The sequence below is a fragment of the Salmonella sp. SAL04157 genome (assembly GCF_046551635.1).
GTDB classification, from domain to species: Bacteria; Pseudomonadota; Gammaproteobacteria; order Enterobacterales; family Enterobacteriaceae; genus Salmonella; species Salmonella enterica.
On the sequence record NZ_JBGDVS010000015.1, the window covers coordinates 1 to 25,165 of the forward strand.

A 25,165-nucleotide genomic window follows, 5' to 3' on the forward strand; every position below is an offset into this window, starting at 1 on the left:
GGTCGTTAGCTCAGTTGGTAGAGCAGTTGACTTTTAATCAATTGGTCGCAGGTTCGAATCCTGCACGACCCACCAATGTAAAAAAGCGCCCTAAAGGCGCTTTTTTGCTATCTGCGATATGGAAGATTCGAACCTGCAGCAGGTTCGGGTCTTGCCTGATGCGCTGCGCTTATCAGGCCTACAGACGACACCACACGCGTAGGCCGGATAAGACGTTAGTCGCCATCCGGCATAAATACCGCAGCAACGCTACCGGCTCACTTACCGTCTATAGCTGATACAGCGGATCTTTCGCCCTCGCGGCGGTTAATTCGCTGGCCTGGGTGCGTACTACATCCCACAACGCCTGCGCCGCCGTGGAGAGCGATCGGTTTTTTCGCCGCGCCAGCATGAGCTGCCTTTCAACTACGGGCGTCAGCCGTTTAACCTGTAAGTGGCTGCCCTGCGGGAGCGGTAACGCCAGCGCGGGCAGCACGCTGATGCCGATTCCCGCTTCCACCATTGGAAAAAGCGTGGCCGGGTGACCAATCTCCTGAACAATATTGGCATCAATCGAAAAATGGGCCAGCGCCGCATCAATCAGCGGTCGACTGCCGGAAGCATAATCCTGTAAGACCAGCGACGCCTGTTTAAGATCCTGCCAGCTTACCCATTCCTGATGCGCCAGCGGATGATCCTGGCGACACAACAGTAAAAAAGGCTCTGATAAGATGGCTTCACACTGTAAATCCACCGCTGCGCCGGGATCGATAACGATGCCAAAATCCACTTCTCCCTGGCGGATACTCTCCAGCACCCACTGCTGCGGACGATCGTGCAATACAAAATCAATAGCGGGATAAAGTGAATTACTTTGGGCAATGCATTGCGGAATAAGATGCGCAGAAATGGTTTGGCTCGCGGCAACGCGCACGGTGCCGGTTAATTGTGTCCCTACTCTGCCTGCATCGCGCAGTATGCTATTCAGTTCATCAAGCACCCGCTCCAGACGCGTCGCCAGTTGTTGCCCCGCCTCGGTCAGCACCACCTCACGCGTAGTGCGATCCAGCAGTCTGACGCCGGTTTGCCGCTCCAGCTCTTTTACGCTATGACTGACCGCAGACTGGCTCAGTCCAATCCTGTCCCCTGCCCGACTGAAACTTTTGGCCTGGGCGACGGTAATAAAAATACGCAGCTGACGCAGTGAATAATTCATCGACTAGATTCATATATAGATGCAATAAATCAATTTTATTTCTCAAAGCGAAAAACGCAAAATAGCTGCACCGACTTTCAGGAGTTTTTATGAAACTTTTTCGTATCCTTGACCCTTTCACGCTGACACTTATCACCGTGGTACTACTGGCCTCTTTTTTCCCGGCGGAAGGCGGCTTTGTGCCTGTCGTTGAAGGCATTACGACAGCGGCCATCGCTCTGCTATTTTTTATGCATGGCGCGAAGCTTTCGCGTGAAGCGATCATCGCTGGCGGCAGCCACTGGCGGTTGCATCTGTGGGTCATGTGCAGCACTTTTGTGCTCTTTCCTGTCCTCGGCGTACTGTTTGCCTGGTGGGCACCTGTCAATGTCGACCCTATGCTCTACAGCGGCTTTCTGTATCTGTGTATTTTGCCCGCCACCGTGCAGTCTGCGATTGCGTTTACTTCACTCGCGGGCGGTAACGTCGCGGCCGCGGTGTGCTCAGCGTCTGCGTCCAGTCTGCTGGGCATTTTCCTGTCGCCGTTGCTGGTCGGTCTGGTAATGAATATTCATGGCGCGCAGGGCAGTCTGGAAGAGGTGGGCAAAATTATGCTGCAACTGCTGCTGCCTTTTGTGCTGGGACACCTGTCTCGCCCGTGGATCGGCAACTGGGTCGCGCGCAACAAAAAGTGGATCGCGAAAACGGATCAGACCTCTATTCTGTTGGTGGTCTACTCGGCGTTCAGCGAAGCGGTGGTCAACGGCATCTGGCACAAAGTCGGCTGGGGATCGCTGCTGTTTATCGTCGTGGTCAGCCTCATACTGTTGGCGATCGTCATCGCTATTAACGTCTTTGTCGCCCGTAAATGCGGCTTCAATAAAGCCGACGAAATTACTATTGTTTTCTGCGGTTCGAAAAAAAGCCTGGCCAACGGGATCCCGATGGCCAATATTCTTTTTCCGACGTCAGTGCTGGGTATGATGGTATTACCGCTGATGATCTTCCACCAGATCCAACTGATGGTCTGCGCAGGGCTGGCGCGGCGCTACAAACGCCAGACCGAGATGTTACAGGCGCAGCAGGAAAGCCGCGCCGCGAAAGCTTAAAGCGGGCGTTTCAGGGGCTGTACCAGTTGCGTCAGCCCCTCGGTTTTAATCAGCAGCGTGATTTGCATCAACTCCCCCAGTTTACCCGCCGGAAATTGATCTTTACGGGCAAACCACAGCAAATACTCTTCCGGAAGGTCGATCAATCGACGTCCCTGATATTTGCCGAACGGCATCACGGTGTTGGCGATTTCAACCAGCTGCTCTTTTTCCATCTCAGGCACCCAGTAAGCGGATCATTTCCGCTTCATCAATCACGGTAATACCCAGTTCCTGCGCTTTGGCAAGTTTGGAACCCGCCGCTTCACCGGCAATCACCAGATCGGTTTTCTTCGATACGCTGCCTGCCACTTTCGCGCCCACCGCCACTAAACGCGCTTTAGCGTCATCGCGGGACATCTGGCTCAGGCTACCGGTTAGTACCACGGTTTTACCGGCAAACGGGCTATCAATCTCTTGCACATTAATGACTACTGGCGCGGGCCAGTGCACCCCTTCCGCCAGTAGCTGCCCAATCACGTCACGATTACTCTCTTCGGCAAAAAAGTTAAAGACGTGCGTAGCGACCACAATCCCCACGTCAGGTACTTTCTGCAACTCGTCAATGGTGGCGGCCTGCAGCGCCTCCAGCGTGCCGAAATAAGCTGCCAGCCCCGCCGCCGTCGCTTCACCCACTTCACGGATGCCCAGCGCATAGAGAAAACGCGCAAAGGTCGTCGCTTTGGCTTTTTCCAGCGCGTTAACAACATTTTGCGCGGACTTTGGCCCCATTCGGTCCAAGCCGGTCAGTTTACCCGCCGTCAGACGGAACAGATCCGCTGGCGTATGGACATACTCCCTTTCCACCAGTTGGTCGATGATCTTATCGCCCATCCCGTCTACATCCATCGCCCGGCGCGACACAAAATGTTTCAGCGACTCTTTACGCTGCGCGCCGCAAATCAGCCCGCCGGTACAACGGGTAACGGCTTCGCCTTCAACGCGCTCTACGTCCGATCCGCACACCGGACAGTGCGTTGGAAACACAATCGGACGCGTCTCTTCAGGGCGTTCGGACAGAACCACGTTGACCACCTGAGGGATCACATCGCCTGCCCGACGGATAACCACCTTATCGCCAATACGCAAGCCAAGCCGTTCAATTTCATCGGCATTATGCAACGTGGCATTGCTGACCAGCACACCAGCCACCTGAACTGGTTCCAGACGCGCCACCGGCGTAATCGCCCCGGTGCGCCCGACCTGAAACTCAACATCGCGCACAAAAGTCATCTGCTCCTGAGCAGGGAATTTAAACGCCACCGCCCAGCGCGGCGCGCGGGCCACAAAGCCCAGCTGTTCCTGCAAAGCCAGCGAGTTGACCTTAATCACCACGCCGTCGATATCAAAACCGAGCGTGGGGCGATCTTTTTCGACGTTGTGATAAAAATCCAGTACCGCCTGGGGAGAATCGCACAGCGTCACGCGATCGCTGACCGGTAGCCCCCACGCTTTAAATTGCAGCAAACGTCCCAGATGCGTATCCGGCAACTCGCCGCCTTCCAGAATACCGACGCCGTAGCAGAAAAATGTTAGCGGTCGCTTCGCCGTAATACGCGGATCGAGCTGACGCAGCGAGCCCGCCGCCGCGTTACGCGGGTTAGCAAACACTTTGCCGCCAGTACGGCGCGCGTCTTCATTGATCTTTTCGAACCCGGCCTGCGGTAAAAATACCTCTCCGCGAACTTCAAGACGCGCCGGAATGTTATCGCCATGCAGCTTTAAAGGAATGGCGCGAATCGTGCGCACGTTTGAAGTGATATCTTCACCGGTGGTGCCGTCGCCACGCGTCGCAGCGCTCACCAGCACGCCGTTTTCATACAGAATGCTGACCGCCAGGCCATCCAGTTTTAGCTCGCAGCACCAGATGACATTTTCCGTGCTTTTTAGACGATCCTGCACTCGCTTGTTAAACGCCAGGAAGCTTTCTTCATCAAATACGTTATCGAGCGACAGCATCGGTACTTCATGGCGAATCTGGTTGAATGCCGTCAGCGGCGCCGCGCCAACGCGCTGCGTGGGCGAATCCGGCGTGATAAGGTCCGGACGTTGCGCCTCCAGCTCTCGCAGTTCCCGCATCAGGCGGTCATATTCGGCGTCGGGAATCTCCGGCGCATCCATCACATGATACAGATATTCATGATGGCGAAGCGTGGTTCGCAGTTCTGTTAGTTGTTGTTCGATTGGTTCCATATCACACCATCAATGATAAAAAACCCCCGACAGGCGGGGGTTACGTTAAAAATGTCACACCTGCGTTAACCTCAGGCGTTAGCGTCCATCACCTCGCGGATGCGGTCCTGATATTCGCGCAGTTTCTGCGGCGTCATCATCCGACGCTGGTCATCCAGCACAACGCCGCCGACCTCATCAGCGATATGCTGCGCGGATTGCAGCATCAGCTTGAAGTTCTGCAGCGCATCGCCGTAAGACGGAACCTGCATAAAGATAGTGACGCCAGGCGTAGTGAAGTCCGTCATTTCAGGATCAAACGTTCCCGGATTGACCATATTCGCGAGACTGAACAAGGCCGGGCCGCTGCCGTCCGGGCTCAAATGACGATGGAAAATATTCATATCGCCAAATTTAAAGCCTGACTGCTGAATACTGTTCAGTAACACTTCACCATTAAGCTCGCTGCCATGATGGGCCGCGACGTTCATAATGATGACCGCCTCTTTACGCTGCGGTTTTTCCACAACCGGCGCTTCTTCCACTACCGGTTCTGCCTCAACCACAGGTTCCGCAGGCTGGAAGGTTTGCGCTGATGGCGGCGGCGCGGGCTGCGCAACAGGCTGCGGCGTTTGCGACGGCGGTGCAGGCTGCTGTTGCGGCGGCTGTACCGGCGGCGCAGATGGCTGAACCTGCTGAGGCTGCGGCGCAGGTTGGACCGGTTGCTGAACCGGCTGTTGCATCGGCGCTTGCGGCTGCGGCGGCGCCGCTGGACGCGGTTGCGCAGACGCATAAGGCGGCTGGTACTGGTGTTGCGGCGACTGACGAGGGGCATCATGCTCCTGCGGCTGGCCGGGGGCATGATTTACGCGGTGAACACGAACTTCACCCACGCCTTCGTCTTCTTCAACATCGTCGTCATACGAGTCGTCGTCGCGTTTCGATTTCATGCGTTTTAGTGGACGATCGCGGAACATAGAAGAGCGTTCTTTACGGCTGGTCCAGAAACCATGTACCAGTAAAGCGATTATGGCGATCGCGCCAACAATGATTAATATCAGACGCAAATCCTGCATCATTATATTCTCTGTTGTTCTAACACCTTGCCACCACGGCAAACATTTACTCACTAAGAGTATTTGCCGATTACGTCAAGTGCAAGTGTACTGTTGGCTTTCGCAGCATAAAGATGAAGGAAAATGTACTTTTTGCTGTTTTTTCGAACATTTCCGAACTATCCACCGTCTGATAACCGGGTAAGATATCCCACGTTTACCCAGGGCTTTAAGAAAAAGGAGTATGTCCTGCATATGGTTTCATCATCCACAACCGTACCACATAGCGGCGTCTATTATTTCTCGCAAGGATGGAAGTTAGTCACCCTACCGGGAATCCGCCGCTTTGTTATTTTACCTTTGCTGGTCAACATTGTGCTGATGGGCGGCGCATTTTGGTGGCTGTTTACCCAGCTTGACGCCTGGATACCTTCGTTGATGAGTCATGTGCCGGACTGGCTGCAATGGCTGAGCTATCTGCTGTGGCCGATTGCGGTTATTTCTGTTCTGCTGGTCTTTGGCTATTTTTTCTCTACCCTCGCCAACTGGATCGCCGCGCCGTTTAACGGCCTTTTAGCCGAACAGCTTGAGGCGCGGTTAACCGGCGCCACGCCGCCAGATACCGGCATACTCGGCATCATGAAAGATGTACCGCGCATTATGAAACGTGAATGGCAAAAGCTGGCGTGGTATCTGCCGCGTGCTATTGTGCTGCTGGTTCTCTATTTTATTCCTGGCATTGGCCAAACCATCGCGCCGGTGCTGTGGTTTTTGTTCAGCGCCTGGATGCTGGCGATCCAGTATTGCGACTACCCGTTTGATAACCACAAAGTGCCGTTTAAAACGATGCGCGCCGCGTTGCGCACGCAGAAGGTGGCGAATATGCAATTTGGCGCGCTCACCAGCCTCTTTACGATGATTCCAGTGCTTAACCTTTTCATTATGCCTGTCGCCGTCTGTGGCGCGACGGCAATGTGGGTTGATTGCTGGCGTGCTAAGCACGCGTTATGGAAATAACGTAAAAATGTATAAATAAGAGATGGCTTAGAGCCTATCCCACCAGGCGTTATTGGCGCAGCCAGTTTGGACACGGACAGCGCGCAAAAACCGGAGCGTACACGTAGTACGTGAGGATTTTGCGCGCTGTCCGTGTCCAAAATGGCAAGTAAAATAGCCCTAATGGGATAGGCTCTTATGCTGTCTCTTATTCTATACTGATAACCATTATTTCCCATCAGCATATAGATATGCGAAATCTTTACTTCCCCATATCTGGCTGGAAGGTATGCTGGGAAGGTATCCCAATTTCATACAGTTAAGGACAGGCCATGAGTAAGATTTATGAAGATAACTCGCTGACTATCGGTCATACGCCGCTGGTTCGACTGAACCGTATCGGTAATGGACGCATTCTGGCGAAGGTGGAGTCGCGCAACCCGAGCTTCAGCGTCAAGTGCCGTATCGGCGCCAATATGATTTGGGATGCCGAAAAGCGTGGCGTACTGAAACCTGGCGTGGAACTGGTGGAGCCGACCAGCGGCAACACCGGTATTGCGCTGGCGTATGTCGCCGCCGCGCGCGGTTACAAACTCACCCTGACCATGCCGGAAACCATGAGCATTGAACGCCGCAAGCTACTCAAAGCATTAGGCGCGAATCTGGTGCTGACCGAAGGGGCGAAAGGGATGAAAGGCGCTATTCAGAAAGCCGAAGAAATTGTCGCCAGCGATCCGCAAAAATATCTCCTGCTCCAGCAGTTCAGCAACCCTGCCAACCCGGAAATCCATGAAAAAACCACCGGCCCGGAAATCTGGGAAGACACCGATGGTCAGGTGGATGTGTTTATCTCCGGCGTCGGTACTGGCGGTACGTTAACCGGCGTCACGCGTTATATCAAAGGGACGAAGGGTAAAACCGATCTTATCACCGTTGCGGTAGAACCCACTGACTCCCCGGTTATCGCCCAGGCGCTGGCTGGTGAAGAGATCAAACCGGGCCCGCATAAAATTCAGGGCATCGGCGCAGGCTTCATCCCAGGCAACCTGGATCTGAAACTGATTGATAAAGTGGTTGGCATCACCAATGAAGAAGCCATTTCTACCGCGCGCCGTCTGATGGAAGAGGAAGGTATTCTGGCGGGAATTTCTTCCGGCGCCGCGGTTGCTGCAGCGCTTAAGCTGCAGGAAGATGAAAGCTTTACCAATAAGAATATTGTGGTTATCCTACCTTCATCAGGTGAGCGTTATCTGAGCACCGCGTTGTTCGCCGATCTCTTTACTGAGAAAGAACTGCAACAGTGATGCCAGCATGTTAAAAACGCGTAAAAAAGCACCTTTTTGGGTGCTTTTTTGTGGCCTGCTTCAAACTTTCACCTCACCTGGCATTGATTCACCCTGCCGGAACTGGTATTTAACCAGACTAATTATTTTGATGCGCGAAATTAATCGTTACAGGAAAAGCGTTAGCTGAATCGATTTTATGATTTGGTTCAAATCTTCCTTTCGCGGCATAATGTTTAATGACGAGCGAAACGTCAGCGGCCATAAGTTGCCAGCAACGGATTGCGTAGAACACCTTTTGTGTCGCGTCCCGTTTACGCCGGCGCTAACAATACAGGCTAAAGTTGAGCCGCCAGGCTAGACTTTAGTTCCACAACACTAAACCTATAAGTTGGGGAAATACAATGTTCCAGCAAGAAGTTACCATTACCGCTCCGAACGGTCTGCACACCCGCCCTGCTGCTCAGTTTGTTAAAGAAGCAAAAGGCTTCACTTCTGAGATTACTGTGACTTCCAACGGCAAAAGCGCCAGCGCGAAAAGCCTGTTTAAACTGCAGACTCTGGGCCTGACTCAAGGCACCGTCGTCACCATCTCCGCAGAAGGTGAAGATGAGCAGAAAGCGGTTGAACATCTGGTCAAACTGATGGCGGAACTCGAGTAAGTTTTTTTCCGGGTTCTTTTAAAAATCAGTCACAAGTAAGGTAGGGTTATGATTTCAGGCATTTTAGCATCCCCGGGTATCGCTTTCGGCAAAGCACTGCTGCTGAAAGAAGACGAAATCGTCATTGACCGGAAAAAAATTTCTGCCGACAAGGTTGATCAGGAAGTTGAACGTTTTCTGAGCGGTCGTGCCAAGGCATCTGCGCAACTGGAAGCGATCAAGACAAAAGCTGGTGAAACGTTCGGTGAAGAAAAAGAAGCCATCTTTGAAGGGCATATTATGCTGCTCGAAGATGAGGAGCTGGAGCAGGAAATCATAGCCCTGATTAAAGATAAGCACATGACGGCTGACGCAGCCGCACATGAAGTTATCGAAGGTCAGGCCACTGCCCTGGAAGAACTGGATGATGAATACCTGAAAGAGCGCGCGGCTGACGTACGTGATATCGGTAAGCGCCTGCTGCGCAACATCCTGGGTCTGGCCATTATCGATCTGAGCGCGATTCAGGAAGAAGTTATCCTGGTTGCCGCTGACCTGACGCCATCAGAAACTGCACAGCTGAACCTGCAGAAAGTGCTGGGCTTCATCACCGACGCGGGCGGACGCACGTCTCATACCTCCATCATGGCGCGTTCTCTGGAACTGCCGGCGATCGTAGGTACCGGTAGCGTCACCTCTCAGGTGAAAAACGGCGACTATCTGATTCTGGATGCCGTAAACAACCAGGTTTACGTCAACCCGACCAACGATGTTATTGAGCAACTGCGCGCCGCCCAGGAGCAGGTTGCGACCGAGAAAGCGGAACTCGCAAAACTGAAAGATCTGCCGGCAATCACGCTGGATGGACATCAGGTCGAAGTTTGCGCCAACATCGGTACCGTTCGCGACGTTGAAGGCGCTGAGCGTAACGGCGCGGAAGGCGTTGGTCTGTATCGTACTGAATTCCTGTTCATGGATCGCGACGCGCTGCCGACAGAAGAAGAGCAGTTTGCCGCCTATAAAGCGGTCGCTGAAGCGTGCGGCTCGCAGGCGGTTATCGTCCGTACCATGGACATTGGCGGCGACAAAGAGCTGCCTTACATGAACTTCCCGAAAGAAGAGAACCCGTTCCTGGGCTGGCGCGCCGTGCGTATCGCCATGGATCGCAAAGAGATCCTGCGTGACCAGGTTCGCGCGATTCTGCGTGCCTCCGCTTTCGGTAAATTGCGCATTATGTTCCCGATGATCATCTCTGTTGAAGAAGTTCGCGCGCTGCGCAAAGAGATTGAAATCTACAAACAGGAACTGCGTGACGAAGGTAAAGCATTTGACGAAAGCATTGAGATTGGCGTGATGGTGGAAACACCGGCTGCGGCGACAATTGCGCGTCATTTAGCCAAAGAAGTTGATTTCTTTAGTATCGGCACCAATGATTTAACGCAGTACACCCTGGCAGTTGACCGTGGTAATGATATGATTTCACACCTTTACCAGCCAATGTCACCGTCCGTACTGAACTTGATCAAGCAAGTTATTGATGCTTCTCATGCAGAAGGTAAATGGACTGGCATGTGTGGTGAGCTTGCAGGCGACGAACGTGCTACACTTCTGTTGCTGGGGATGGGTCTGGACGAATTCTCTATGAGCGCCATTTCTATCCCGCGCATTAAGAAGATTATCCGTAACACGAACTTCGAAGATGCGAAGGTGTTAGCAGAGCAGGCTCTTGCTCAACCGACAACGGACGAGTTAATGACGCTGGTTAACAAGTTCATTGAAGAAAAAACAATCTGCTAATCCACGAGATGCGGCCCAATTTACTGCTTAGGAGAAGATCATGGGTTTGTTCGATAAACTAAAATCTCTGGTTTCTGATGATAAGAAAGACACCGGAACTATTGAGATTGTTGCCCCGCTCTCTGGCGAGATCGTCAACATCGAAGACGTGCCGGATGTAGTTTTTGCTGAAAAAATCGTTGGTGATGGCATCGCTATCAAACCAACCGGTAACAAAATGGTCGCCCCTGTTGACGGTACCATCGGCAAAATCTTTGAAACCAACCATGCGTTCTCTATCGAATCTGATAGCGGCATTGAGCTGTTCGTTCACTTCGGTATCGACACCGTTGAGCTGAAAGGCGAAGGCTTCAAGCGTATTGCTGAAGAAGGTCAGCGCGTGAAAGTTGGCGATCCGGTCATCGAGTTCGATCTGCCGTTGCTGGAAGAAAAAGCCAAGTCTACCCTGACTCCGGTTGTTATCTCCAACATGGATGAAATCAAAGAACTGATCAAACTGTCCGGTAGCGTGACCGTGGGTGAAACTCCGGTTATCCGCATTAAGAAGTAATTCTTGCCGCAGTGAAGAATGGCGCCTTTGGGCGCCATTTTTTTTGCCTGTACTTGCGCCGCCATCCGGCGATGGTGCGGCGCACTGCCTGATGGCGCTACGCTTATCAGGCCTACAAGGTTGCGAACATTTCAGCGCCAATCCACGGGTTACAACTGCGAGGTCACCGGGCGAAAGCACTTCTCGCGCATCAGGATCTTCATCCCATCCGGGCCACTCTCCAGCATCCTGCGTTCGGAATCGGACACTTGCAACTCGCACTGATAGCCGCCAGTGATACCAAACATCGCCCGCGCTACGCAAATATCTTCCAGCGCGTCCAGCCCGCTCGTTTCAAAATGCCCCACGATACGTCCCTGCTGGCGAACTACCAGCCGATAACTCTTCATCGCGCCTCCCCTGCCGGCGGCAGAATTAACTCATCACAGCCACACTGCTGTGTCCAGGTCATCACCTCCAGCACGCGCTGCGCCGCATCTTTTGCCGCGGTCGTCAGTTTTTTTCCCTGCACAATACCGCTGACCAGCTCGGCGCAAAAGAGATCTCCCGTCCCTTTTAACTCCGTCGCCACCCGCGGATGGGCAAAGACCTCCACGACCTGCGCGGTAACGACGGCAACCGTTATGGTCTCCAGAGATTCGCCCGGCGCGCTGGTGATAACCACCCATTTCAGCGTATCGGAAAGCAGCGATTGCGCCGCCGCCACCGCCTCTTCCAGCGTGCGGCACGGTTTACCACTCAGCATCTCCAGCTCAAATACGTTCGGCGTTAGCCCCTGCGCCTGCGGCAACAAATGTGTGCGATAAGCCTGCGGAATTTCCGCCTGCACATACATTCCACTGTCGGTATCGCCAATGACCGGATCAACAAGAATACACACCTCCGGATGCGAAGCCCGGATCGCCATTAGCCACTTCGAAAGCAAGACAATTTGGTCTGCGCTGCCCATGTAACCGGTGGTAATCGCTTTTAATTCACGTAGCGCATCGCGCTCATTCAACGCCGTAAGGTAGCCTGCAAACCACTCGGCGGGAATAATACCGCCATAAAACGTTTTATAGTGCGGCGTATTGCTGAACAGCACCGTCGGGACAGCCGTCACGCGTAATCCCTGCGCTTTAATGGCCGGAACAGCGATACTGTTGCCTACGCTGCCGTACACGACCTGTGACTGGACGGCGACGATATCGGTCTGTAACGCCCGATAGTTGTCGTCGAAGAGCACTGACTGAATATCACTCTCTTGTCCCATAAAATTTTCCTCTCGCTGGACAGCAGGCTACCGCCTCATTATCATTGTCATATGCTAAAATTCATTTTGTCATAGGTCAATAATGATCGACGGAAAAACCGCTAACGAAATTTTTGACAGTATCCGTCAACACATTATTGCCGGCACGTTACGGGCAGAGGATTCGCTCCCGCCGGTACGGGAGCTGGCAAACGAATTAAAGGTGAACCGCAATACCGTCGCAGCGGCGTATAAACGGCTGATAACGGCGGGACTGGCGCAAAGTTTAGGCCGCAATGGGACGGTGATTAAAGGCAGTCCGTCTCCCGTAGCGCTGGAAGGCGGCGATCCGCATACGCCTCTGCACGACCTTTCCGGCGGCAATCCCGATCCGCAGCGTCTGCCTGACCTCAGCCATTATTTTGCCCGTCTCAACCGCACGCCGCATCTCTACGGCGATGCGCCCGTTTCCCCTGAACTACACGCCTGGGCGGCGCGCTGGCTACGGGATGCCACTCCCGTCGCAGGCGAAATTGATATCACCAGCGGAGCTATCGACGCTATCGAAAGACTGCTTTGCGCGCATCTGCTGCCGGGCGACAGCGTCGCGGTGGAAGATCCCTGTTTTTTAAGCAGTATCAATATGCTGCGCTATGCCGGTTTTAGCGCCAGCCCGGTCAGCGTAGATAGCGAAGGAATGCAGCCTGAAAAGCTGGAGCAGGCGCTAAATCAGGGCGCGCGGGCAGTGATCTTAACGCCGCGCGCGCACAACCCTACCGGCTGTAGCCTGAGCGCTCGCCGTGCCGCTGCGCTGCAAAATATACTGGCGCGTTACCCTCAGGTACTGGTCATTATCGACGATCACTTCGCCTTGCTTTCTTCGTCGCCCTGGCAGCCGGTTATTGCGCAGACAACGCAACACTGGGCGGTGATACGCTCCGTTTCCAAAGCCCTCGGCCCCGATTTACGTCTTGCTATTGTCGCCAGCGACAGCGCGACCTCGGCAAAACTTCGGCTGCGGCTAAATGCCGGTAGTCAGTGGGTCAGCCATCTGTTACAGGATCTGGTCTACGCCTGCCTGACCGACCCTGAGTATCAGCACAGGCTGGCGCAAACGCGGCTGTTTTACGCCGCCCGGCAACAAAAACTGGCCTGCGCCCTACAGCAATATGGCATCGCCATTTCTCCCGGCGACGGCGTGAATGCCTGGCTCCCGCTGGACACCCATAGCCAGGCTACCGCGTTTACGCTGGCAAAATCCGGCTGGCTGGTACGTGAGGGAGAAGCCTTTGGCGTAAGCGCGCCGTCTCACGGTCTACGTATCACGCTGTCGACATTAAATGACAGCGAGATCAACACGCTGGCGGCTGATATCCATCAGGCGCTAAATCGCTAACAGGAGAAAATAACGTGCGAGTTCATTTTGTTGTCCATGAGTCGTTTGAATCCGCTGGCGCTTATCTGAAATGGGCTGAAGATCGCGGTTATACCATTTCATGGTCGCGCGTCTATGCCGGAGAAGCGCTACCGCCCAATGCCGATGAGTTCGATATGCTCGTGGTATTTGGCGGTCCCCAGTCGCCGCGCACCACCCGCGAAGAGTGCCCGTACTTTGACTCTCGCGCCGAACAGCACTTAATTAATCAGGCGATTACGGCCCGGCGAATGGTTATCGGCATTTGTCTTGGTTCGCAGCTCATTGGCGAGGCGCTGGGCGCCGCTGTGTGCCAAAGTCCGGAAAAAGAGATTGGTCACTACCCTATTACGCTCACTGAAGCCGGTCTGCGGCATCCGCTTATCGCCCACTTTGGCTCCCCGTTAACCGTCGGCCACTGGCACAACGATATGCCAGGACTCACCGATCAGGCGACCGTGCTGGCCGAAAGCGAAGGCTGTCCACGTCAGATAGTGCAGTACGGCAATTTTGTCTACGGCTTCCAGTGTCATATGGAATTTACCGCTGAGGCGGTTGAAGGATTAATCCAACATTCGCAGCAGGAGCTGGCCGACGCGCAAGGGAAGCGTTTTATCCGCTCGGTCGCCGAGATGCGCGCATGGGATTACCAGCAAATGAATGAAAAGCTGTGGCGTTTTCTGGATGAACTCACGCTGGCGCACTCACAGAAATAACCACACCAGGAGTGCAACTTATTACCCGGCTAACGGTCTGAGGTGCAGTGATTCTCGCATGAAAAAGGATTTTACCATGAAGAAAATTGTCTGCGCCGTCGTTGCGCTCCTGCTGGCCCTACCCGCCTGGGCGAAGCTAAACGCCCACGAAGAAGCGCGCATTAACGCCATGCTTAATGCGCTGGCGCAGAAAAAGGATCTGACATTCGTTCGTAACGGTGATGCGCATAACTGCGAGGAAGCCGTATCGCACCTGCGCTTAAAACTGGGTAACACGCGCAATCGTATCGACACCGCCGAACAGTTTATCGATAAAGTCGCGTCGTCGTCGTCCATCACCGGAAAACCCTATATCGTTAAAATTCCCGGTAAAAGCGATGAAAACGCGCAGCCTTATTTACATGCGCTTATTGCGGAAACGGATAAAACGCTATAACACACGGGTGCCATACGACGATGGCACCTCGTTTAAATCCCTGCCCCCTGGCTGAAATGCTCTTCACCAAACACGCCGGTAGACAAGTAACGGTCGCCGCGATCGCAGATGATCGCCACCACTATCGCGCCGGGCGTGGCTCGTGCGACGCGTAACGCACCCGCTACCGCGCCGCCGGAACTCACGCCGCAGAAAATCCCTTCACGCACCGCCAGTTCACGCATGGTGTTTTCGGCATCATTCTGATGAATATCCAGCACCTCATCCACCAGCGAAGCGTTAAATATGCCCGGCATATATTCCGCAGACCAGCGGCGAATTCCCGGAATACTGCTGCCCTCTTCCGGCTGCAGGCCAACGATAGTGACCGGCTTTTCCTGCTCGCGCAGAAAACGCGACACGCCGGTAATGGTGCCGGTCGTGCCCATGCTGGAGACAAAATGCGTTACCCGCCCCTGCGTTTGCCGCCAGATTTCCGGGCCGGTGGTGGTGTAGTGAGCGTAGGGATTATCAGGATTATTAAACTGATCGAGCAGTTTGCCCTCGCCTCGCTCAGACATAGCGAGCGCTAAATCGCGTGCCCCTTCCATTCCCTGCTCTTTAGTGACCAGAATCAGTTCCGCGCCATAGGCCCGCATTGCCGCCCGACGCTCCTGGCTCATGTTGTCTGGCATCAACAGCTTCATGCGATAACCTTTCAGCGCGGCGATCATCGCCAGCGCAATGCCAGTGTTGCCGCTGGTCGCTTCAATCAGGACATCGCCCGGTTTAATTTCCCCGCGCTTTTCCGCCTCGACAATCATCGATAGCGCCGCGCGATCTTTCACCGATCCTGCTGGATTATTGCCTTCCAGCTTGACCCAGATTTCACTGCCGTTATCCGGCGCCAGACGTTGTAATTTGACCAGCGGCGTATTGCCGATGGTTTGTTCTAATGTATTCACGTTTTCAGCTCAATAAAAATGCCGGGTGGCGCTGTGCTTACCCGGCCTACAAAATCACGATATACGCTGTAGGCCCGGTAAGCACAGCGCCACCGGGCGATAACTATACAAATTAACCTATCAGGCCGATTGCGCCAGAGCAAGTTCCTCTTCACGCGTTTCAATACGCTGGTCGCCGTTATACAGACGCGCTTTTTGCAGTCCAACAAACAAACGCTCGCCGCGAACCGGAACATCCTCACCCGCCATCACCACCGTCAGCGGATCGTGATACCACCCCAGCGGCTGTACCACTAACTGTGTATAATGACCTTTCGGGCTGGCCTCAATGACCTGTACTGGTAGCGGAGAATCCAGGCTGGTGCGGCGGCTAATATCCACCTCCCACGGACGCAGGAACAGATCGACCGGCCCCTGGTACGCGGGCGTATAACCCAGCGGCCAGCGATGCGCGCCAACGTGAAACTGCCCGCCGCGGACGGTGCCTGTCAGGCGGTTCACCTCGCCCATAAACTCCAGTACGAAGCGGGTTGCCGGTTCACGCCACACCCGATCCGGCGCATCAGCCTGTTCGATATTGCCCTGACTCATCACCACCACCCGATCCGCCACTTCCGTCGCTTCTTCCTGATCGTGGGTGACAAAGACGCTGGTGAATTTCAGTTCTTCATGTAGCTGGCGCAACCAGCGACGTAACTCTTTACGTACCTGGGCATCCAGCGCGCCAAAGGGTTCATCCAGCAGTAGAATTTGCGGTTCCACGGCGAGCGCGCGCGCCAGCGCCACGCGCTGTTTTTGTCCGCCGGAAAGCTGGGCGGGGAAACGATCCGCGAGGTGCGCCAGTTGCACCATCTCCAGCAATTGCGTCACTTTCGTTTTAATCGCCGCCGCAGTTGGGCGGTCGCGTCGCGGCAGCACCGTCAGACCAAAAGCAATGTTGTCAAACACCGTCATATGGCGAAACAGCGCATAGTGCTGAAACACAAAACCGACTTTACGCTCACGCGCGTGCAGGCGGCTAACGTCCGTACCGTGGAAACGAATATGGCCGCTGGACTGATGTTCCAGCCCAGCAATAATGCGCAGCAGCGTCGTTTTGCCGGAACCTGACGGCCCCAACAAGGCAACCATCTGGCCGGAAGGAATATCCAGCGAGATATCATTCAGTACCTGAGTACGACCAAACGATTTCTTAATTCTGGCGATCTCAATGCTCATGATTTTCCTCCTGTTGCGCGCGTTTTTCCTGATTCTCCAGACGCCATTGCAACATGCTCTTCAAAAACAGGGTAATAATCGCCATTAGCGTCAACAATGCGGCGGCGGTAAAGGAGCCGACGGTGTTGTAGTCCTGCTCCAGTAATTCAATCTGTAACGGTAGCGATAACGTTTCGCCGCGAATCGAGCCGGACACCACCGACACCGCGCCAAACTCGCCAATCGCGCGGGCGTTGGTTAACACCACGCCGTAAAGTAGCGCCCAGCGAATATTCGGCAATGTCACGCGGCGAAACATTTGCCAGCCGGATGCGCCCAGTAAAATCGCCGCCTCATCTTCCTGACTGCCCTGGCTGAGCATCACTGGCACCAGTTCGCGCACCACAAACGGACAGGTGACAAAAATAGTGACCAGTACCATCCCCGGCCAGGAGAACATCATTTGCAAATTATGTTCATCCAGCCAGCCGCCCAACGGGCCGTTGGAGCCATAAAACAGCAGATAAACCAGACCGGCCACCACCGGCGAGACGGCAAAGGGAATATCCAGCAGGGTCAGCAGTAGCTGACGTCCGGGGAAGTTAAAGCGCGTCACCAGCCACGCCAGCAGAATGCCGAACACCAGATTCACCGGCACTGCGATCAAGGCAATCAACACCGTCAGCCAGATAGCGTGCAGCATGTCCGGATCGGCCAGATTTTGCAGTACCGGCATTAACCCTTTGCTGAACGCCTGCACGAAGATGTAAATCATCGGCACCAGCAGGATAAACGCCGAAACCAGCATCCCGACGCCAATCAAAAACCATTTTCCCCAGTTAATGCGGGGGACGTCGTATCGCTTCAATTGAGTCACTTCCGCCATTAATGACCTACCACACGTCGACCAAAGCGACTTTGCAAGGTATTGATAGAGAACAGCAGCAGCAAGGATGCCGCAAGGATCACCGAGGCAATGGCGCTGGCGGCGGGGTAATCAAACTCCTGCAAACGCACAAAAATCATCAGCGAAGTCACTTCTGTTTTCCAGGCGATATTTCCGGCGATAAAAATCACCGCGCCAAACTCGCCCAGGCTACGGGTAAAAGAGAGCGCCACGCCGGCAATCAGCGCAGGCGACAGCTCAGGCAGCACGACTTTGCGAAAACTTTGCAGGCGGGTGGCCCCCAGCGTTTGTGCCGCTTCTTCATATTCCGGCCCCAGCTCTTCCAGTACCGGCTGGACGGTGCGTACCACAAATGGAATGCTGGTAAAGGCCATCGCCACCGCAATACCGAGCCAGGTATAGGTCACTTTGATATCAAACTGCGCTAGAAACTGACCGTAGAAACCGTTCACAGAGAACAGCGAGGCCAGCGTTAACCCCGCTACTGCTGTCGGCAGCGCAAACGGCAGATCCATCAGCGCATCCAGCAACGTGCGCCCAGGAAAACGGTAGCGGGTTAAAATCCACGCCATCAACAGGCCAAACACGCCGTTAAAAATCGACGCCACAAATGCCGCCAGTAGCGTCACTTTATAGGCAGCCACCACCTGAGGGTTGGTCACGACATCCCAGTATTGCGCCCAGCTCATCTGTGAGAGCTGCATCACCAGCGCGCTCAACGGCAACAGTAGGATCAGGCAGACAAACAGCAAACTGGTGCCGAGGCTTAACGTAAAGCCGGGCAGCACGCGTCGGGAAGAAACGGCAAGCATTACTTACGCCCCGCCGCCAACAGTTTGTCCAGCTCGCCGCCGCTGGCAAAGTGCGTTTTCATCACTTCCGGCCAGGAACCAAACTTGTCTTCCACGCGGAACAGTTCGGTCTGCGGGAATTTATCTGCTTGCTTGCCCATGATTTCCGGGTTACTCACGCGGTAGTAGTAATGGGTAATGATGGTCTGCGCCTGCGGGCTATACAGCCAGTTCAGGTAAGCTTTGGCGGCTTTTTCTGTGCCGTTGGCCTGCACGTTTTTATCCACCCAGGCAACCGGGAACTCAGCAAGAATGTTCGTTTTCGGGATCACCACTTCAAATCCCTGGGCTTCATATTGTTTGCGGATGTTGTTCACTTCCGATTCAAAACTAATCAGCACATCGCCCAGACCACGCTCGGCAAAGGTAGTCGTAGCGCCGCGACCGCCGGTATCAAACACTTCGACGTTTTTCAGGAACTGGGTCATAAACTGTTCGGTTTTGGCTTTATCGCCGCCGTCCGCGTTATCCGCCGCGCCCCATGCCGCCAGATACGTATAGCGGGCGTTGCCGGAGGTTTTCGGGTTAGGGAAAATCAGCTTCACGTCGGAACGTACAAGATCGCTCCAGTCGTGAATATTTTTCGGGTTCCCCTTGCGCACCAGGAAGCCCATCGTGGAATAGAATGGTGAACTGTTGTTCGGCAGACGGCTTTGCCAGTCGGCAGGGATCAGTTTGCCTTTATCATGGAGAATCTGTACGTCGGTCACCTGATTGTAGGTCACGACGTCTGCCTTCAGCCCCTGCAAAATCGCCAGCGCCTGTTTTGATGACCCGGCATGAGACTGCTTAATCGTCAGCTTATCGCCGCCGTTATCCTTCGCCCATTGTTGCTCAAACGGCGGGTTAAGGGCGGCAAACAGCTCGCGGGAGACATCGTATGAGCTGTTCAGCAGCTCCGTTGCCTGCGCCTGCCCTGCCAGTAACAGCATTGCTGCCAGCGTCAGGGGTCTCTTTTTCAGTAAGTTAACGGCCATTGCGCACCCTTATAAATTTAATGACTTTCTTATGGTCATCATATTTATAACCAGCGCTAAAGGAGTAACGGTTTTATATACCGTTTGATGATTTGAAAGTTGAAAAGGGAATAAGAGAATCCCTCCCCACGCGGCGCGGGGAGGAGACCGGCATCAATCAGACGCCTACGCTCACGCTTTCAGGCAGGGTACTGCCGCCATCAATGACGTTTTGCGTTCCGGTAAGATAGCTGGACTCATCGGAAGCCAGAAATGCCGCCAGTTCCCCTACTTCCAGCGGATCGGCAAGACGGCGTAGCGGAATGGCTTTTGCCATTTCCGTTAATACCGATTCCGGATCGTCAGGATTAGACTGACGGGCAATGCTTTCCGCCATCGGCGTTCTTACATAACCGGGGCAAATGGCATTCACGCGAATACCGGACTGCGCATACTCCACCGCCAGCGATTTGGTTAAACCGACAATGGCGGCTTTTGACAGCGCATAGGCCGTTTCACCCGGGTCCGCCACCATATCTCCCGTGACGGAAGACATCATCACAATGCGGCCATCTTTACGTTTAATCATCTCCGGCAGGACGGCTTTGGTGACGTTCCAGACACCTTTAATATTAATATCAATGTGGAAATCGCGATCTTCTTCACTCATATCGAGGAAGTTGCCCAGACGGCACACGCCAGCGTTATTCACCAAAATATCAATTCTTCCTTCAGTCTCTTTGGCGCGCGCAACCGCCGCCTGCACCGAAGCAAAATCTCTGACGTCAGCCTTAACGGCAGTACAGCGATGCCCGCGCCCGCCCAGCTCATCCGCCAGCTTTTCAATCTCATCGGAGATATCCAGCAAGATTAAGTTCGCGCCGTGGCGTGCGAATACGCGAGCGATCCCTTCGCCAATGCCCTGCGATGCGCCCGTAATCAATGCTGTCTTGCCCGTGAGTTTACCCATTTTCAATGTCTCCTTTTGAATATGGAGTCTTACACTCCATTAACACTGAAAATACAGTAATAACAAATAAGTGCTGAGGAATAGCTCACTAATTCAGGTAAATATTAGGTAAAAAAATCCCCGCGGAGGCGGGGATGGGCATTTTTATGCTGTTCTGCCTGATGGCGCGGCGCTTATCAGGCCTACCAATCGTAGGTCGAATAAAGCGTTTGCGCTGCCATCCGACAGGGTTTTACCTTATAGCGCTAACAGGCGATCCAGCGACGGCGCAAAATAGTAGCCGCCAGTCACCGGTTTGGTGAAGCGCAGCATCGCGTCGCGTTTACCGTCGGTATCGCCGAACATACTCAGAAGCTGCTGTTCGATATTGTGCAGGCGTGCGCAGTAAGCGCAGAAATAGAGACCATGAGTACCGCTGGCGGTGCCGTATGGCAGGCTCTGGCGCACAATCTTCAGCCCTTTGCCATCTTCTTTGAGATCGACGCGGCTCAGGTGAGACGTTGCCGGACGCGCATCGCCGTCAATCTCTTCATTGGCTTCTTTGGTACGCCCAATCATCATCTCCTGATCGTGAATACTCATCCGGTTAAGTTGCTTGAGATTGTGTTCCCAACGCTGCACGAACACATAACTGCCGCCGGCATCCACGCCATCTTTGATCACCGCCACTTCACGACGCGTCTCTTCGCCCGCCGGGTTCTCTGTCCCGTCGACAAAGCCGCTCAGATCGCGTTCTTCCACCCAACGGAAGCCGTGAACTTCTTCTTTCACGTCGATACAGTCGCCGAAGGCTTCCATCGCCGCCTGGGCAACAGAAAAATTCACATCGTGGCGCAGGGAAAGGATATGGATCAGCACGTCATACTGCGTGGCCGGCGCCAGCCCTTTACCATAAGGAATAAAATCTTTCAGTTCTTCCGCCCCGACGCCGCCGCTCAGGGCGCGCCAGGTATTGTTGCCAAACGCCACAACGGCCCCAAGATGGGCGTCCGGAAATTTGACTTCGAAGGTCGCCAGTTTATCGGCAAATGTTCTGCTGGCCGCGCGCAGGGCGTCCAGGTCGCCTTTTACATTGGCTTCAATCCAAATTGCCGCACGGCAATGTTCCGGCAAAATGCCACTTTGAACCTGAGACATGATTCCTCCTGAAAATGAGAATGCCACGCAGTCGTGGCATTAATGGAGGCTATTTTACCTTGTTTTTAAGCGAAGCGGTTTGTTCAGGCGCAAATTAACGACGCCAGATAATTTTGCGCACATCCCAGTTTTTTAAGACGTCATCAGGAGGCATTAAGCCTTCCGGTCCGCTCCACTCGCCGGAGAAAACATAGCTAATATGCTGACTTCCCTCGGCTTTACATTCGACGCTGGTATGGCTATCGCTGGAAACCGGCTCGCAGTGACCAAACGCTTTGCTGTAAAGGTCGCTAAACGGCGTACCGATTTTGCCCCCCGCGGCGGTTGGGATATCGCTGTCCAGCACATCAATACGGCTCACGGTTCCCTGCTCGCCGTTGATCACCATCGCGACGCTGTCGCCCTTCATCGCTTCGAAAAAGCGCACCACGTTACCGTTATCGGTTTTCATACCGCTACGCAGGCGATAATCGCCATCTAATGCCTCTGCAATAGCCGGCTCTTCCAGCGGCGTGGCGGCGGTCAGCGCTCCCACGCCTTGCTCAGTAACTTCTGTCGAGGAACCAAACCAGTTCCATGGATTTGCGGCAGACCAGTTGACCGAGGAGAGCGTTGAGCAGCCGGTCAGCGCCAGCGGCAGTGCGAGTAAAGTCAAACGCAGCGATTTCATCTCACTTCCTTTCTTTTATTAATTAACGTTGGTTGGAGTGCGGGTTCGCCAAAAAGTGCCGTTATTCTTTCTCAAGGGAAAAACAGGCACGCAAACGTTGATTGGTTAACAGCCAGATCAGCGCGACGATGTCCGCCAGCAGCAGCGCCAGCCCGACGCCGTTGACCGGGTCGCCACCCAGCCACATCACCGGCAGCCAGCACAACGACACCAGTTGAGCAAGGATCAGGAGTCCGCGCAGCCAGCGCCACACACCAGGAACCGCTTCACGCCGCCCGCTGAGTAAAAATGCCACTACCGCCGGAACGCCGGGCAACAGCCCCAGCCAAAAATTGTCATGGTCGGGATAAAAAAAGTTTAACAAAGTATTACCCTGTCCACGGGATGAACCGGCAATGACAAAGAGTACCCAGGCGCGCGCCTGAAGTAGCAGTACGCACCAGAACAGAAACGGCAGGCGTAAACGTCCGTGTACATCATAATCGGCTGGATGAAACTCAGTACTCTTCATCTTCAATCAGGCGTTTACCCAAACTTATGGCGTCAGAATGCTCATACCCCAGACGTTCATACATGCCCAGCACAACGTCGTTATCATCACGCACCATAATTTGGATTTTCGGACACCCGCGGGCGATGAGTTTTTTTTCCAGCCGGTTAAGCAACGCATTCGCAATGCCGCGCCCGCGGAACTCCGGGTGAACGCCCAGGTAATACGCCGAGCCGCGATGCCCGTCATAACCGCCCATTACCGTACCGACGACTTCGCCGCTAACTTCCGCAACGAGGAACAAGCTGACATCGTGATTCACCTTGCGTTCAATATCCATTTCAGGATCGTTCCATGGACGCAGCAGGTCGCAACGCTCCCAGAGGGTAATCACCTCTTCGAAATCTTCCTGGCGAAAAACGCGTATTTCCATGGTATTCGTTGCCTTTTCGGGTGGAAAAACCAAGATTATGGCGCAAACATCTGATTCAGCCAATATCTGACGCGATGTAGCGGAAAAAATGGCATAATGGCGATGTGTCACGTATTGAAATGAAAAGTAAAACAATTCTCATCACCAACCGTCGTAACGGATTACGCGATACGATATAACATCTTGAACTTAATTTTCACAACTCAGGCCGTATGAGCACTTTTAAACTCCTAAAAACTCTCACTTCGCGCCGCCAGGTACTCAAAACAGGTCTGGCGGCCCTGACGCTGTCAGGTATGTCGCACGCAATAGCCAAAGAAGAAACGCTAAAAACCAGTAATGGTCACAGCAAACCCAAAACCAAAAAAACCGGCAGTAAACGGTTGGTGATGCTCGACCCCGGACACGGCGGCATCGATACCGGCGCGATTGGCCGCAACGGTTCTCAGGAAAAACACGTCGTACTGGCAATTGCCAAAAACGTACGCGCTATTTTGCGAAATCACGGAATCGATGCGCGTTTAACCCGGACAGGGGATACCTTTATTCCGCTGTACGATCGAGTGGAAATCGCCCATAAGCACGGCGCGGATCTGTTTATGTCCATTCATGCCGATGGTTTTACCAACCCGAAAGCGGCGGGCGCTTCCGTTTTTGCGCTTTCCAACCGCGGGGCCAGTAGCGCCATGGCGAAGTATCTCTCCGAGCGTGAAAACCGCGCGGACGAAGTGGCGGGTAAAAAAGCCACTGACCGGGATCATCTATTACAACAAGTTTTGTTTGATCTGGTGCAAACCGATACGATTAAAAACAGTCTGACGCTGGGTTCGCATATTCTCAAGAAAATCAAACCCATACATAAATTACACAGCCGCACTACCGAACAAGCGGCTTTCGTGGTGCTAAAATCACCGTCAATTCCGTCGGTACTGGTCGAAACCTCGTTTATTACCAATCCGGAAGAAGAACGCCTGCTGGGCACGACGGCGTTTCGCCAGAAAATCGCTACGGCGATCGCCAACGGCATCATCAGTTATTTTCACTGGTTTGATAATCAGAAAGCACACACGAAGAAACGGTAATCATGAAACCCGATGCACATCACGTAAAACAGTTTCTGCTACGCCTGCAGGATGATATTTGCCAAAAGTTATCCGCTGTGGATGGCGCAAACTTTGTCGAAGATAGCTGGCGACGCGAAGCGGGCGGCGGCGGACGCAGCCGGGTATTACGCAACGGCGGGATTTTCGAACAGGCGGGCGTTAATTTCTCTCACGTTCACGGCGATGCGATGCCCGCGTCCGCCACCGCGCATCGGCCAGAGCTGGCCGGGCGTAGCTTTGAAGCGATGGGCGTATCGCTGGTGGTGCATCCGCACAATCCGTATATTCCCACCAGCCATGCTAACGTGCGCTTTTTTATTGCCGAAAAACCGGGCGCCGATCCGGTGTGGTGGTTTGGCGGCGGGTTCGATTTAACGCCCTACTACGGCTTTGAAGAGGATGCCGTTCACTGGCACCGCACCGCCCGCGACCTGTGTCAGCCGTTTGGCGACGATGTGTATCCGCGCTATAAAAAGTGGTGCGACGACTACTTTTTCCTCAAACACCGCAACGAACAACGCGGTATCGGCGGCCTGTTTTTTGACGATTTGAATACGCCGGATTTCGACCACTGCTTCGCCTTTATGCAGGCGGTCGGTAACGGCTACACCCAGGCGTATTTACCGATTGTCGAACGACGCAAAGCGATGGTCTGGGGCGAGCGGGAGCGTAATTTTCAACTTTATCGCCGCGGGCGCTACGTGGAGTTCAATCTGGTATGGGACAGAGGCACCCTGTTTGGTCTACAAACCGGCGGACGCACTGAATCTATCCTGATGTCGATGCCGCCGCTGGTGCGCTGGGAGTACGACTGGCAGCCAGAAGCGGGTAGCCCGGAAGCGGCGCTGAGCGAGTTTATTCAGGTACGCGACTGGGTGTAATTGCCTTATAGCG

General features: G+C 54.0%; 27 protein-coding genes. 11 read left to right on the forward strand and 16 right to left on the reverse strand.

The genetic code is table 11. From position 1 onward, the window contains the following. Positions 1 to 268: 268 nt before the first annotated feature. Positions 269 to 1,195 carry a LysR family transcriptional regulator gene (locus tag ACLJRE_RS21615; protein WP_001109835.1) on the reverse strand — a complete coding sequence of 309 codons (927 nt, stop codon included), beginning with the start codon at positions 1,193 to 1,195 and terminating at the stop codon, positions 269 to 271. Between the two features lie 89 nt (positions 1,196 to 1,284). Here ACLJRE_RS21615 and ACLJRE_RS21620 point away from each other — a divergent pair, with 89 nt between their 5' ends. After that, positions 1,285 to 2,283, forward strand: coding sequence for a bile acid:sodium symporter family protein (locus tag ACLJRE_RS21620; protein ID WP_000765570.1), 999 nt, complete (start codon positions 1,285 to 1,287; stop codon positions 2,281 to 2,283). On the opposite strand, the gene ACLJRE_RS21625 is transcribed toward ACLJRE_RS21620, so the two are convergent. From ACLJRE_RS21625 to zipA, 3 genes are all read right to left on the reverse strand, one after another. Further along, positions 2,280 to 2,498 (reverse strand): DUF3820 family protein, encoded by a 219-nt coding sequence (locus ACLJRE_RS21625; protein WP_001519708.1) that lies wholly within the window; start codon positions 2,496 to 2,498, stop codon positions 2,280 to 2,282. The two genes, ACLJRE_RS21620 and ACLJRE_RS21625, sit on opposite strands and share 4 nt — an antisense overlap. Position 2,499: 1 nt before the next feature. Further along, on the reverse strand, positions 2,500 to 4,515 hold the full coding sequence (ligA, locus tag ACLJRE_RS21630; protein ID WP_000433271.1) for an NAD-dependent DNA ligase LigA: 2,016 nt from the start codon (positions 4,513 to 4,515) through the stop codon (positions 2,500 to 2,502). Between the two features lie 71 nt (positions 4,516 to 4,586). Continuing rightward, entirely contained in the window at positions 4,587 to 5,573 is a 987-nt protein-coding gene (gene zipA, locus ACLJRE_RS21635) for a cell division protein ZipA (RefSeq protein ID WP_000983115.1), read from the reverse strand. A gap of 231 nt (positions 5,574 to 5,804) precedes the next feature. On the opposite strand from zipA, the gene cysZ reads away from it, so the two are divergent. From cysZ to crr, 5 genes are all read left to right on the forward strand, one after another. Next, entirely contained in the window at positions 5,805 to 6,566 is a 762-nt protein-coding gene (gene cysZ / locus ACLJRE_RS21640; protein ID WP_000255004.1) for a sulfate transporter CysZ, read from the forward strand. Positions 6,567 to 6,877: 311 nt separating this feature from the next. After that, the gene (cysK, locus tag ACLJRE_RS21645) at positions 6,878 to 7,849 is read left to right on the forward strand and encodes a cysteine synthase A (RefSeq protein ID WP_000036904.1); all 972 of its coding nucleotides are present in this window, start codon (positions 6,878 to 6,880) and stop codon (positions 7,847 to 7,849) included. A gap of 383 nt (positions 7,850 to 8,232) precedes the next feature. After that, complete coding sequence (gene ptsH / locus ACLJRE_RS21650) at positions 8,233 to 8,490, forward strand: phosphocarrier protein Hpr (RefSeq protein ID WP_000487600.1); 258 nt, start codon at positions 8,233 to 8,235, stop codon at positions 8,488 to 8,490. A 48-nt stretch (positions 8,491 to 8,538) separates the two neighbouring features. Then, positions 8,539 to 10,266, forward strand: a complete 1,728-nt coding sequence (gene ptsI, locus ACLJRE_RS21655) for a phosphoenolpyruvate-protein phosphotransferase PtsI (RefSeq protein ID WP_023212338.1) — start codon at positions 8,539 to 8,541, stop codon at positions 10,264 to 10,266. 40 nt (positions 10,267 to 10,306) lie between these two features. Beyond that, positions 10,307 to 10,816 (forward strand): PTS glucose transporter subunit IIA, encoded by a 510-nt coding sequence (gene crr, locus ACLJRE_RS21660; RefSeq protein ID WP_000522253.1) that lies wholly within the window; start codon positions 10,307 to 10,309, stop codon positions 10,814 to 10,816. Between the two features lie 149 nt (positions 10,817 to 10,965). On the opposite strand, the gene ACLJRE_RS21665 is transcribed toward crr, so the two are convergent. Together ACLJRE_RS21665 and pdxK are read right to left on the reverse strand one after the other, a co-directional pair. Next, a complete protein-coding gene (locus ACLJRE_RS21665; RefSeq protein ID WP_000844541.1) occupies positions 10,966 to 11,205 on the reverse strand; it encodes a hypothetical protein in 240 nt (79 codons plus the stop codon). Beyond that, positions 11,202 to 12,068 carry a pyridoxine/pyridoxal/pyridoxamine kinase gene (gene pdxK, locus ACLJRE_RS21670; protein WP_023212337.1) on the reverse strand — a complete coding sequence of 289 codons (867 nt, stop codon included), beginning with the start codon at positions 12,066 to 12,068 and terminating at the stop codon, positions 11,202 to 11,204. Before pdxK ends, ACLJRE_RS21665 begins: the two co-directional genes overlap by 4 nt. 82 nt (positions 12,069 to 12,150) lie before the next feature. Between pdxK and ptsJ the strand changes: the two genes are divergently transcribed. From ptsJ to ACLJRE_RS21685, 3 genes are read left to right on the forward strand one after another with little or no spacing between them, the layout of a single operon-like run. Next, positions 12,151 to 13,443 (forward strand): transcriptional regulator PtsJ, encoded by a 1,293-nt coding sequence (gene ptsJ / locus ACLJRE_RS21675; RefSeq protein ID WP_023212336.1) that lies wholly within the window; start codon positions 12,151 to 12,153, stop codon positions 13,441 to 13,443. Positions 13,444 to 13,457: 14 nt separating this feature from the next. After that, positions 13,458 to 14,177, forward strand: coding sequence for a GMP synthase (locus tag ACLJRE_RS21680; protein ID WP_001728959.1), 720 nt, complete (start codon positions 13,458 to 13,460; stop codon positions 14,175 to 14,177). A gap of 58 nt (positions 14,178 to 14,235) precedes the next feature. Then, complete coding sequence (locus tag ACLJRE_RS21685) at positions 14,236 to 14,613, forward strand: YfeK family protein (protein WP_000710726.1); 378 nt, start codon at positions 14,236 to 14,238, stop codon at positions 14,611 to 14,613. Between the two features lie 32 nt (positions 14,614 to 14,645). Here the strand turns inward: ACLJRE_RS21685 and cysM are convergent, their stop codons facing one another. The 10 genes from cysM to ACLJRE_RS21735 form a co-directional block, all read right to left on the reverse strand. Then, positions 14,646 to 15,557 (reverse strand): cysteine synthase CysM, encoded by a 912-nt coding sequence (gene cysM, locus ACLJRE_RS21690; RefSeq protein ID WP_023212335.1) that lies wholly within the window; start codon positions 15,555 to 15,557, stop codon positions 14,646 to 14,648. Positions 15,558 to 15,677: 120 nt separating this feature from the next. After that, on the reverse strand, positions 15,678 to 16,775 hold the full coding sequence (gene cysA / locus ACLJRE_RS21695; protein WP_000021076.1) for a sulfate/thiosulfate ABC transporter ATP-binding protein CysA: 1,098 nt from the start codon (positions 16,773 to 16,775) through the stop codon (positions 15,678 to 15,680). Continuing rightward, positions 16,765 to 17,640, reverse strand: coding sequence for a sulfate/thiosulfate ABC transporter permease CysW (gene cysW / locus ACLJRE_RS21700; protein WP_000852705.1), 876 nt, complete (start codon positions 17,638 to 17,640; stop codon positions 16,765 to 16,767). The genes cysA and cysW overlap by 11 nt, the downstream gene beginning before the upstream one ends. Next, positions 17,640 to 18,473 (reverse strand): sulfate/thiosulfate ABC transporter permease CysT, encoded by an 834-nt coding sequence (gene cysT, locus ACLJRE_RS21705; RefSeq protein ID WP_000881745.1) that lies wholly within the window; start codon positions 18,471 to 18,473, stop codon positions 17,640 to 17,642. The genes cysW and cysT overlap by 1 nt, the downstream gene beginning before the upstream one ends. Continuing rightward, complete coding sequence (gene cysP / locus ACLJRE_RS21710) at positions 18,473 to 19,489, reverse strand: thiosulfate/sulfate ABC transporter substrate-binding protein CysP (protein ID WP_023212334.1); 1,017 nt, start codon at positions 19,487 to 19,489, stop codon at positions 18,473 to 18,475. Before cysP ends, cysT begins: the two co-directional genes overlap by 1 nt. A 157-nt stretch (positions 19,490 to 19,646) precedes the next feature. Next, complete coding sequence (gene ucpA, locus ACLJRE_RS21715; RefSeq protein ID WP_000517460.1) at positions 19,647 to 20,438, reverse strand: SDR family oxidoreductase UcpA; 792 nt, start codon at positions 20,436 to 20,438, stop codon at positions 19,647 to 19,649. A gap of 237 nt (positions 20,439 to 20,675) precedes the next feature. Beyond that, positions 20,676 to 21,575, reverse strand: coding sequence for a porphyrinogen peroxidase (gene yfeX, locus ACLJRE_RS21720; protein WP_000084583.1), 900 nt, complete (start codon positions 21,573 to 21,575; stop codon positions 20,676 to 20,678). Between the two features lie 94 nt (positions 21,576 to 21,669). Then, on the reverse strand, positions 21,670 to 22,245 hold the full coding sequence (locus ACLJRE_RS21725; RefSeq protein ID WP_000838971.1) for an RpoE-regulated lipoprotein: 576 nt from the start codon (positions 22,243 to 22,245) through the stop codon (positions 21,670 to 21,672). A gap of 61 nt (positions 22,246 to 22,306) precedes the next feature. After that, complete coding sequence (locus ACLJRE_RS21730) at positions 22,307 to 22,756, reverse strand: DUF2919 domain-containing protein (RefSeq protein WP_000842940.1); 450 nt, start codon at positions 22,754 to 22,756, stop codon at positions 22,307 to 22,309. Next, complete coding sequence (locus tag ACLJRE_RS21735) at positions 22,743 to 23,168, reverse strand: GNAT family acetyltransferase (RefSeq protein ID WP_000406007.1); 426 nt, start codon at positions 23,166 to 23,168, stop codon at positions 22,743 to 22,745. The genes ACLJRE_RS21730 and ACLJRE_RS21735 overlap by 14 nt, the downstream gene beginning before the upstream one ends. A gap of 212 nt (positions 23,169 to 23,380) precedes the next feature. Between ACLJRE_RS21735 and amiA the strand changes: the two genes are divergently transcribed. Together amiA and hemF are read left to right on the forward strand one after the other, a co-directional pair. Beyond that, positions 23,381 to 24,250, forward strand: coding sequence for an N-acetylmuramoyl-L-alanine amidase AmiA (gene amiA / locus ACLJRE_RS21740; protein WP_000102880.1), 870 nt, complete (start codon positions 23,381 to 23,383; stop codon positions 24,248 to 24,250). A 2-nt stretch (positions 24,251 to 24,252) separates the two neighbouring features. After that, entirely contained in the window at positions 24,253 to 25,152 is a 900-nt protein-coding gene (gene hemF / locus ACLJRE_RS21745) for an oxygen-dependent coproporphyrinogen oxidase (protein WP_000801327.1), read from the forward strand. The last annotated feature ends 13 nt before the right edge of the window (positions 25,153 to 25,165 follow it).

Excerpts from the sequence above, each read along its gene's own strand:
- ACLJRE_RS21615 (WP_001109835.1), bottom strand. The coding sequence starts at position 1,195 with ATGAATTATTCACTGCGTCAGCTGCGTATTTTTATTACCGTCGCCCAG.
- ACLJRE_RS21620 (WP_000765570.1), top strand. The coding sequence starts at position 1,285 with ATGAAACTTTTTCGTATCCTTGACCCTTTCACGCTGACACTTATCACC.
- ACLJRE_RS21665 (WP_000844541.1), bottom strand. The coding sequence starts at position 11,205 with ATGAAGAGTTATCGGCTGGTAGTTCGCCAGCAGGGACGTATCGTGGGG.
- ucpA (WP_000517460.1), bottom strand. The coding sequence starts at position 20,438 with ATGGGTAAACTCACGGGCAAGACAGCATTGATTACGGGCGCATCGCAG.
- ACLJRE_RS21625 (WP_001519708.1), bottom strand. The coding sequence starts at position 2,498 with ATGGAAAAAGAGCAGCTGGTTGAAATCGCCAACACCGTGATGCCGTTC.
- ptsH (WP_000487600.1), top strand. The coding sequence starts at position 8,233 with ATGTTCCAGCAAGAAGTTACCATTACCGCTCCGAACGGTCTGCACACC.
- ptsI (WP_023212338.1), top strand. The coding sequence starts at position 8,539 with ATGATTTCAGGCATTTTAGCATCCCCGGGTATCGCTTTCGGCAAAGCA.
- yfeX (WP_000084583.1), bottom strand. The coding sequence starts at position 21,575 with ATGTCTCAGGTTCAAAGTGGCATTTTGCCGGAACATTGCCGTGCGGCA.
- ACLJRE_RS21735 (WP_000406007.1), bottom strand. The coding sequence starts at position 23,168 with ATGGAAATACGCGTTTTTCGCCAGGAAGATTTCGAAGAGGTGATTACC.
- pdxK (WP_023212337.1), bottom strand. The coding sequence starts at position 12,068 with ATGGGACAAGAGAGTGATATTCAGTCAGTGCTCTTCGACGACAACTAT.
- cysK (WP_000036904.1), top strand. The coding sequence starts at position 6,878 with ATGAGTAAGATTTATGAAGATAACTCGCTGACTATCGGTCATACGCCG.
- crr (WP_000522253.1), top strand. The coding sequence starts at position 10,307 with ATGGGTTTGTTCGATAAACTAAAATCTCTGGTTTCTGATGATAAGAAA.
- ptsJ (WP_023212336.1), top strand. The coding sequence starts at position 12,151 with ATGATCGACGGAAAAACCGCTAACGAAATTTTTGACAGTATCCGTCAA.
- cysZ (WP_000255004.1), top strand. The coding sequence starts at position 5,805 with ATGGTTTCATCATCCACAACCGTACCACATAGCGGCGTCTATTATTTC.
- cysA (WP_000021076.1), bottom strand. The coding sequence starts at position 16,775 with ATGAGCATTGAGATCGCCAGAATTAAGAAATCGTTTGGTCGTACTCAG.
- zipA (WP_000983115.1), bottom strand. The coding sequence starts at position 5,573 with ATGATGCAGGATTTGCGTCTGATATTAATCATTGTTGGCGCGATCGCC.
- cysT (WP_000881745.1), bottom strand. The coding sequence starts at position 18,473 with ATGCTTGCCGTTTCTTCCCGACGCGTGCTGCCCGGCTTTACGTTAAGC.
- ligA (WP_000433271.1), bottom strand. The coding sequence starts at position 4,515 with ATGGAACCAATCGAACAACAACTAACAGAACTGCGAACCACGCTTCGC.
- cysP (WP_023212334.1), bottom strand. The coding sequence starts at position 19,489 with ATGGCCGTTAACTTACTGAAAAAGAGACCCCTGACGCTGGCAGCAATG.
- ACLJRE_RS21730 (WP_000842940.1), bottom strand. The coding sequence starts at position 22,756 with ATGAAGAGTACTGAGTTTCATCCAGCCGATTATGATGTACACGGACGT.
- cysW (WP_000852705.1), bottom strand. The coding sequence starts at position 17,640 with ATGGCGGAAGTGACTCAATTGAAGCGATACGACGTCCCCCGCATTAAC.
- ACLJRE_RS21725 (WP_000838971.1), bottom strand. The coding sequence starts at position 22,245 with ATGAAATCGCTGCGTTTGACTTTACTCGCACTGCCGCTGGCGCTGACC.
- amiA (WP_000102880.1), top strand. The coding sequence starts at position 23,381 with ATGAGCACTTTTAAACTCCTAAAAACTCTCACTTCGCGCCGCCAGGTA.
- hemF (WP_000801327.1), top strand. The coding sequence starts at position 24,253 with ATGAAACCCGATGCACATCACGTAAAACAGTTTCTGCTACGCCTGCAG.
- ACLJRE_RS21685 (WP_000710726.1), top strand. The coding sequence starts at position 14,236 with ATGAAAAAGGATTTTACCATGAAGAAAATTGTCTGCGCCGTCGTTGCG.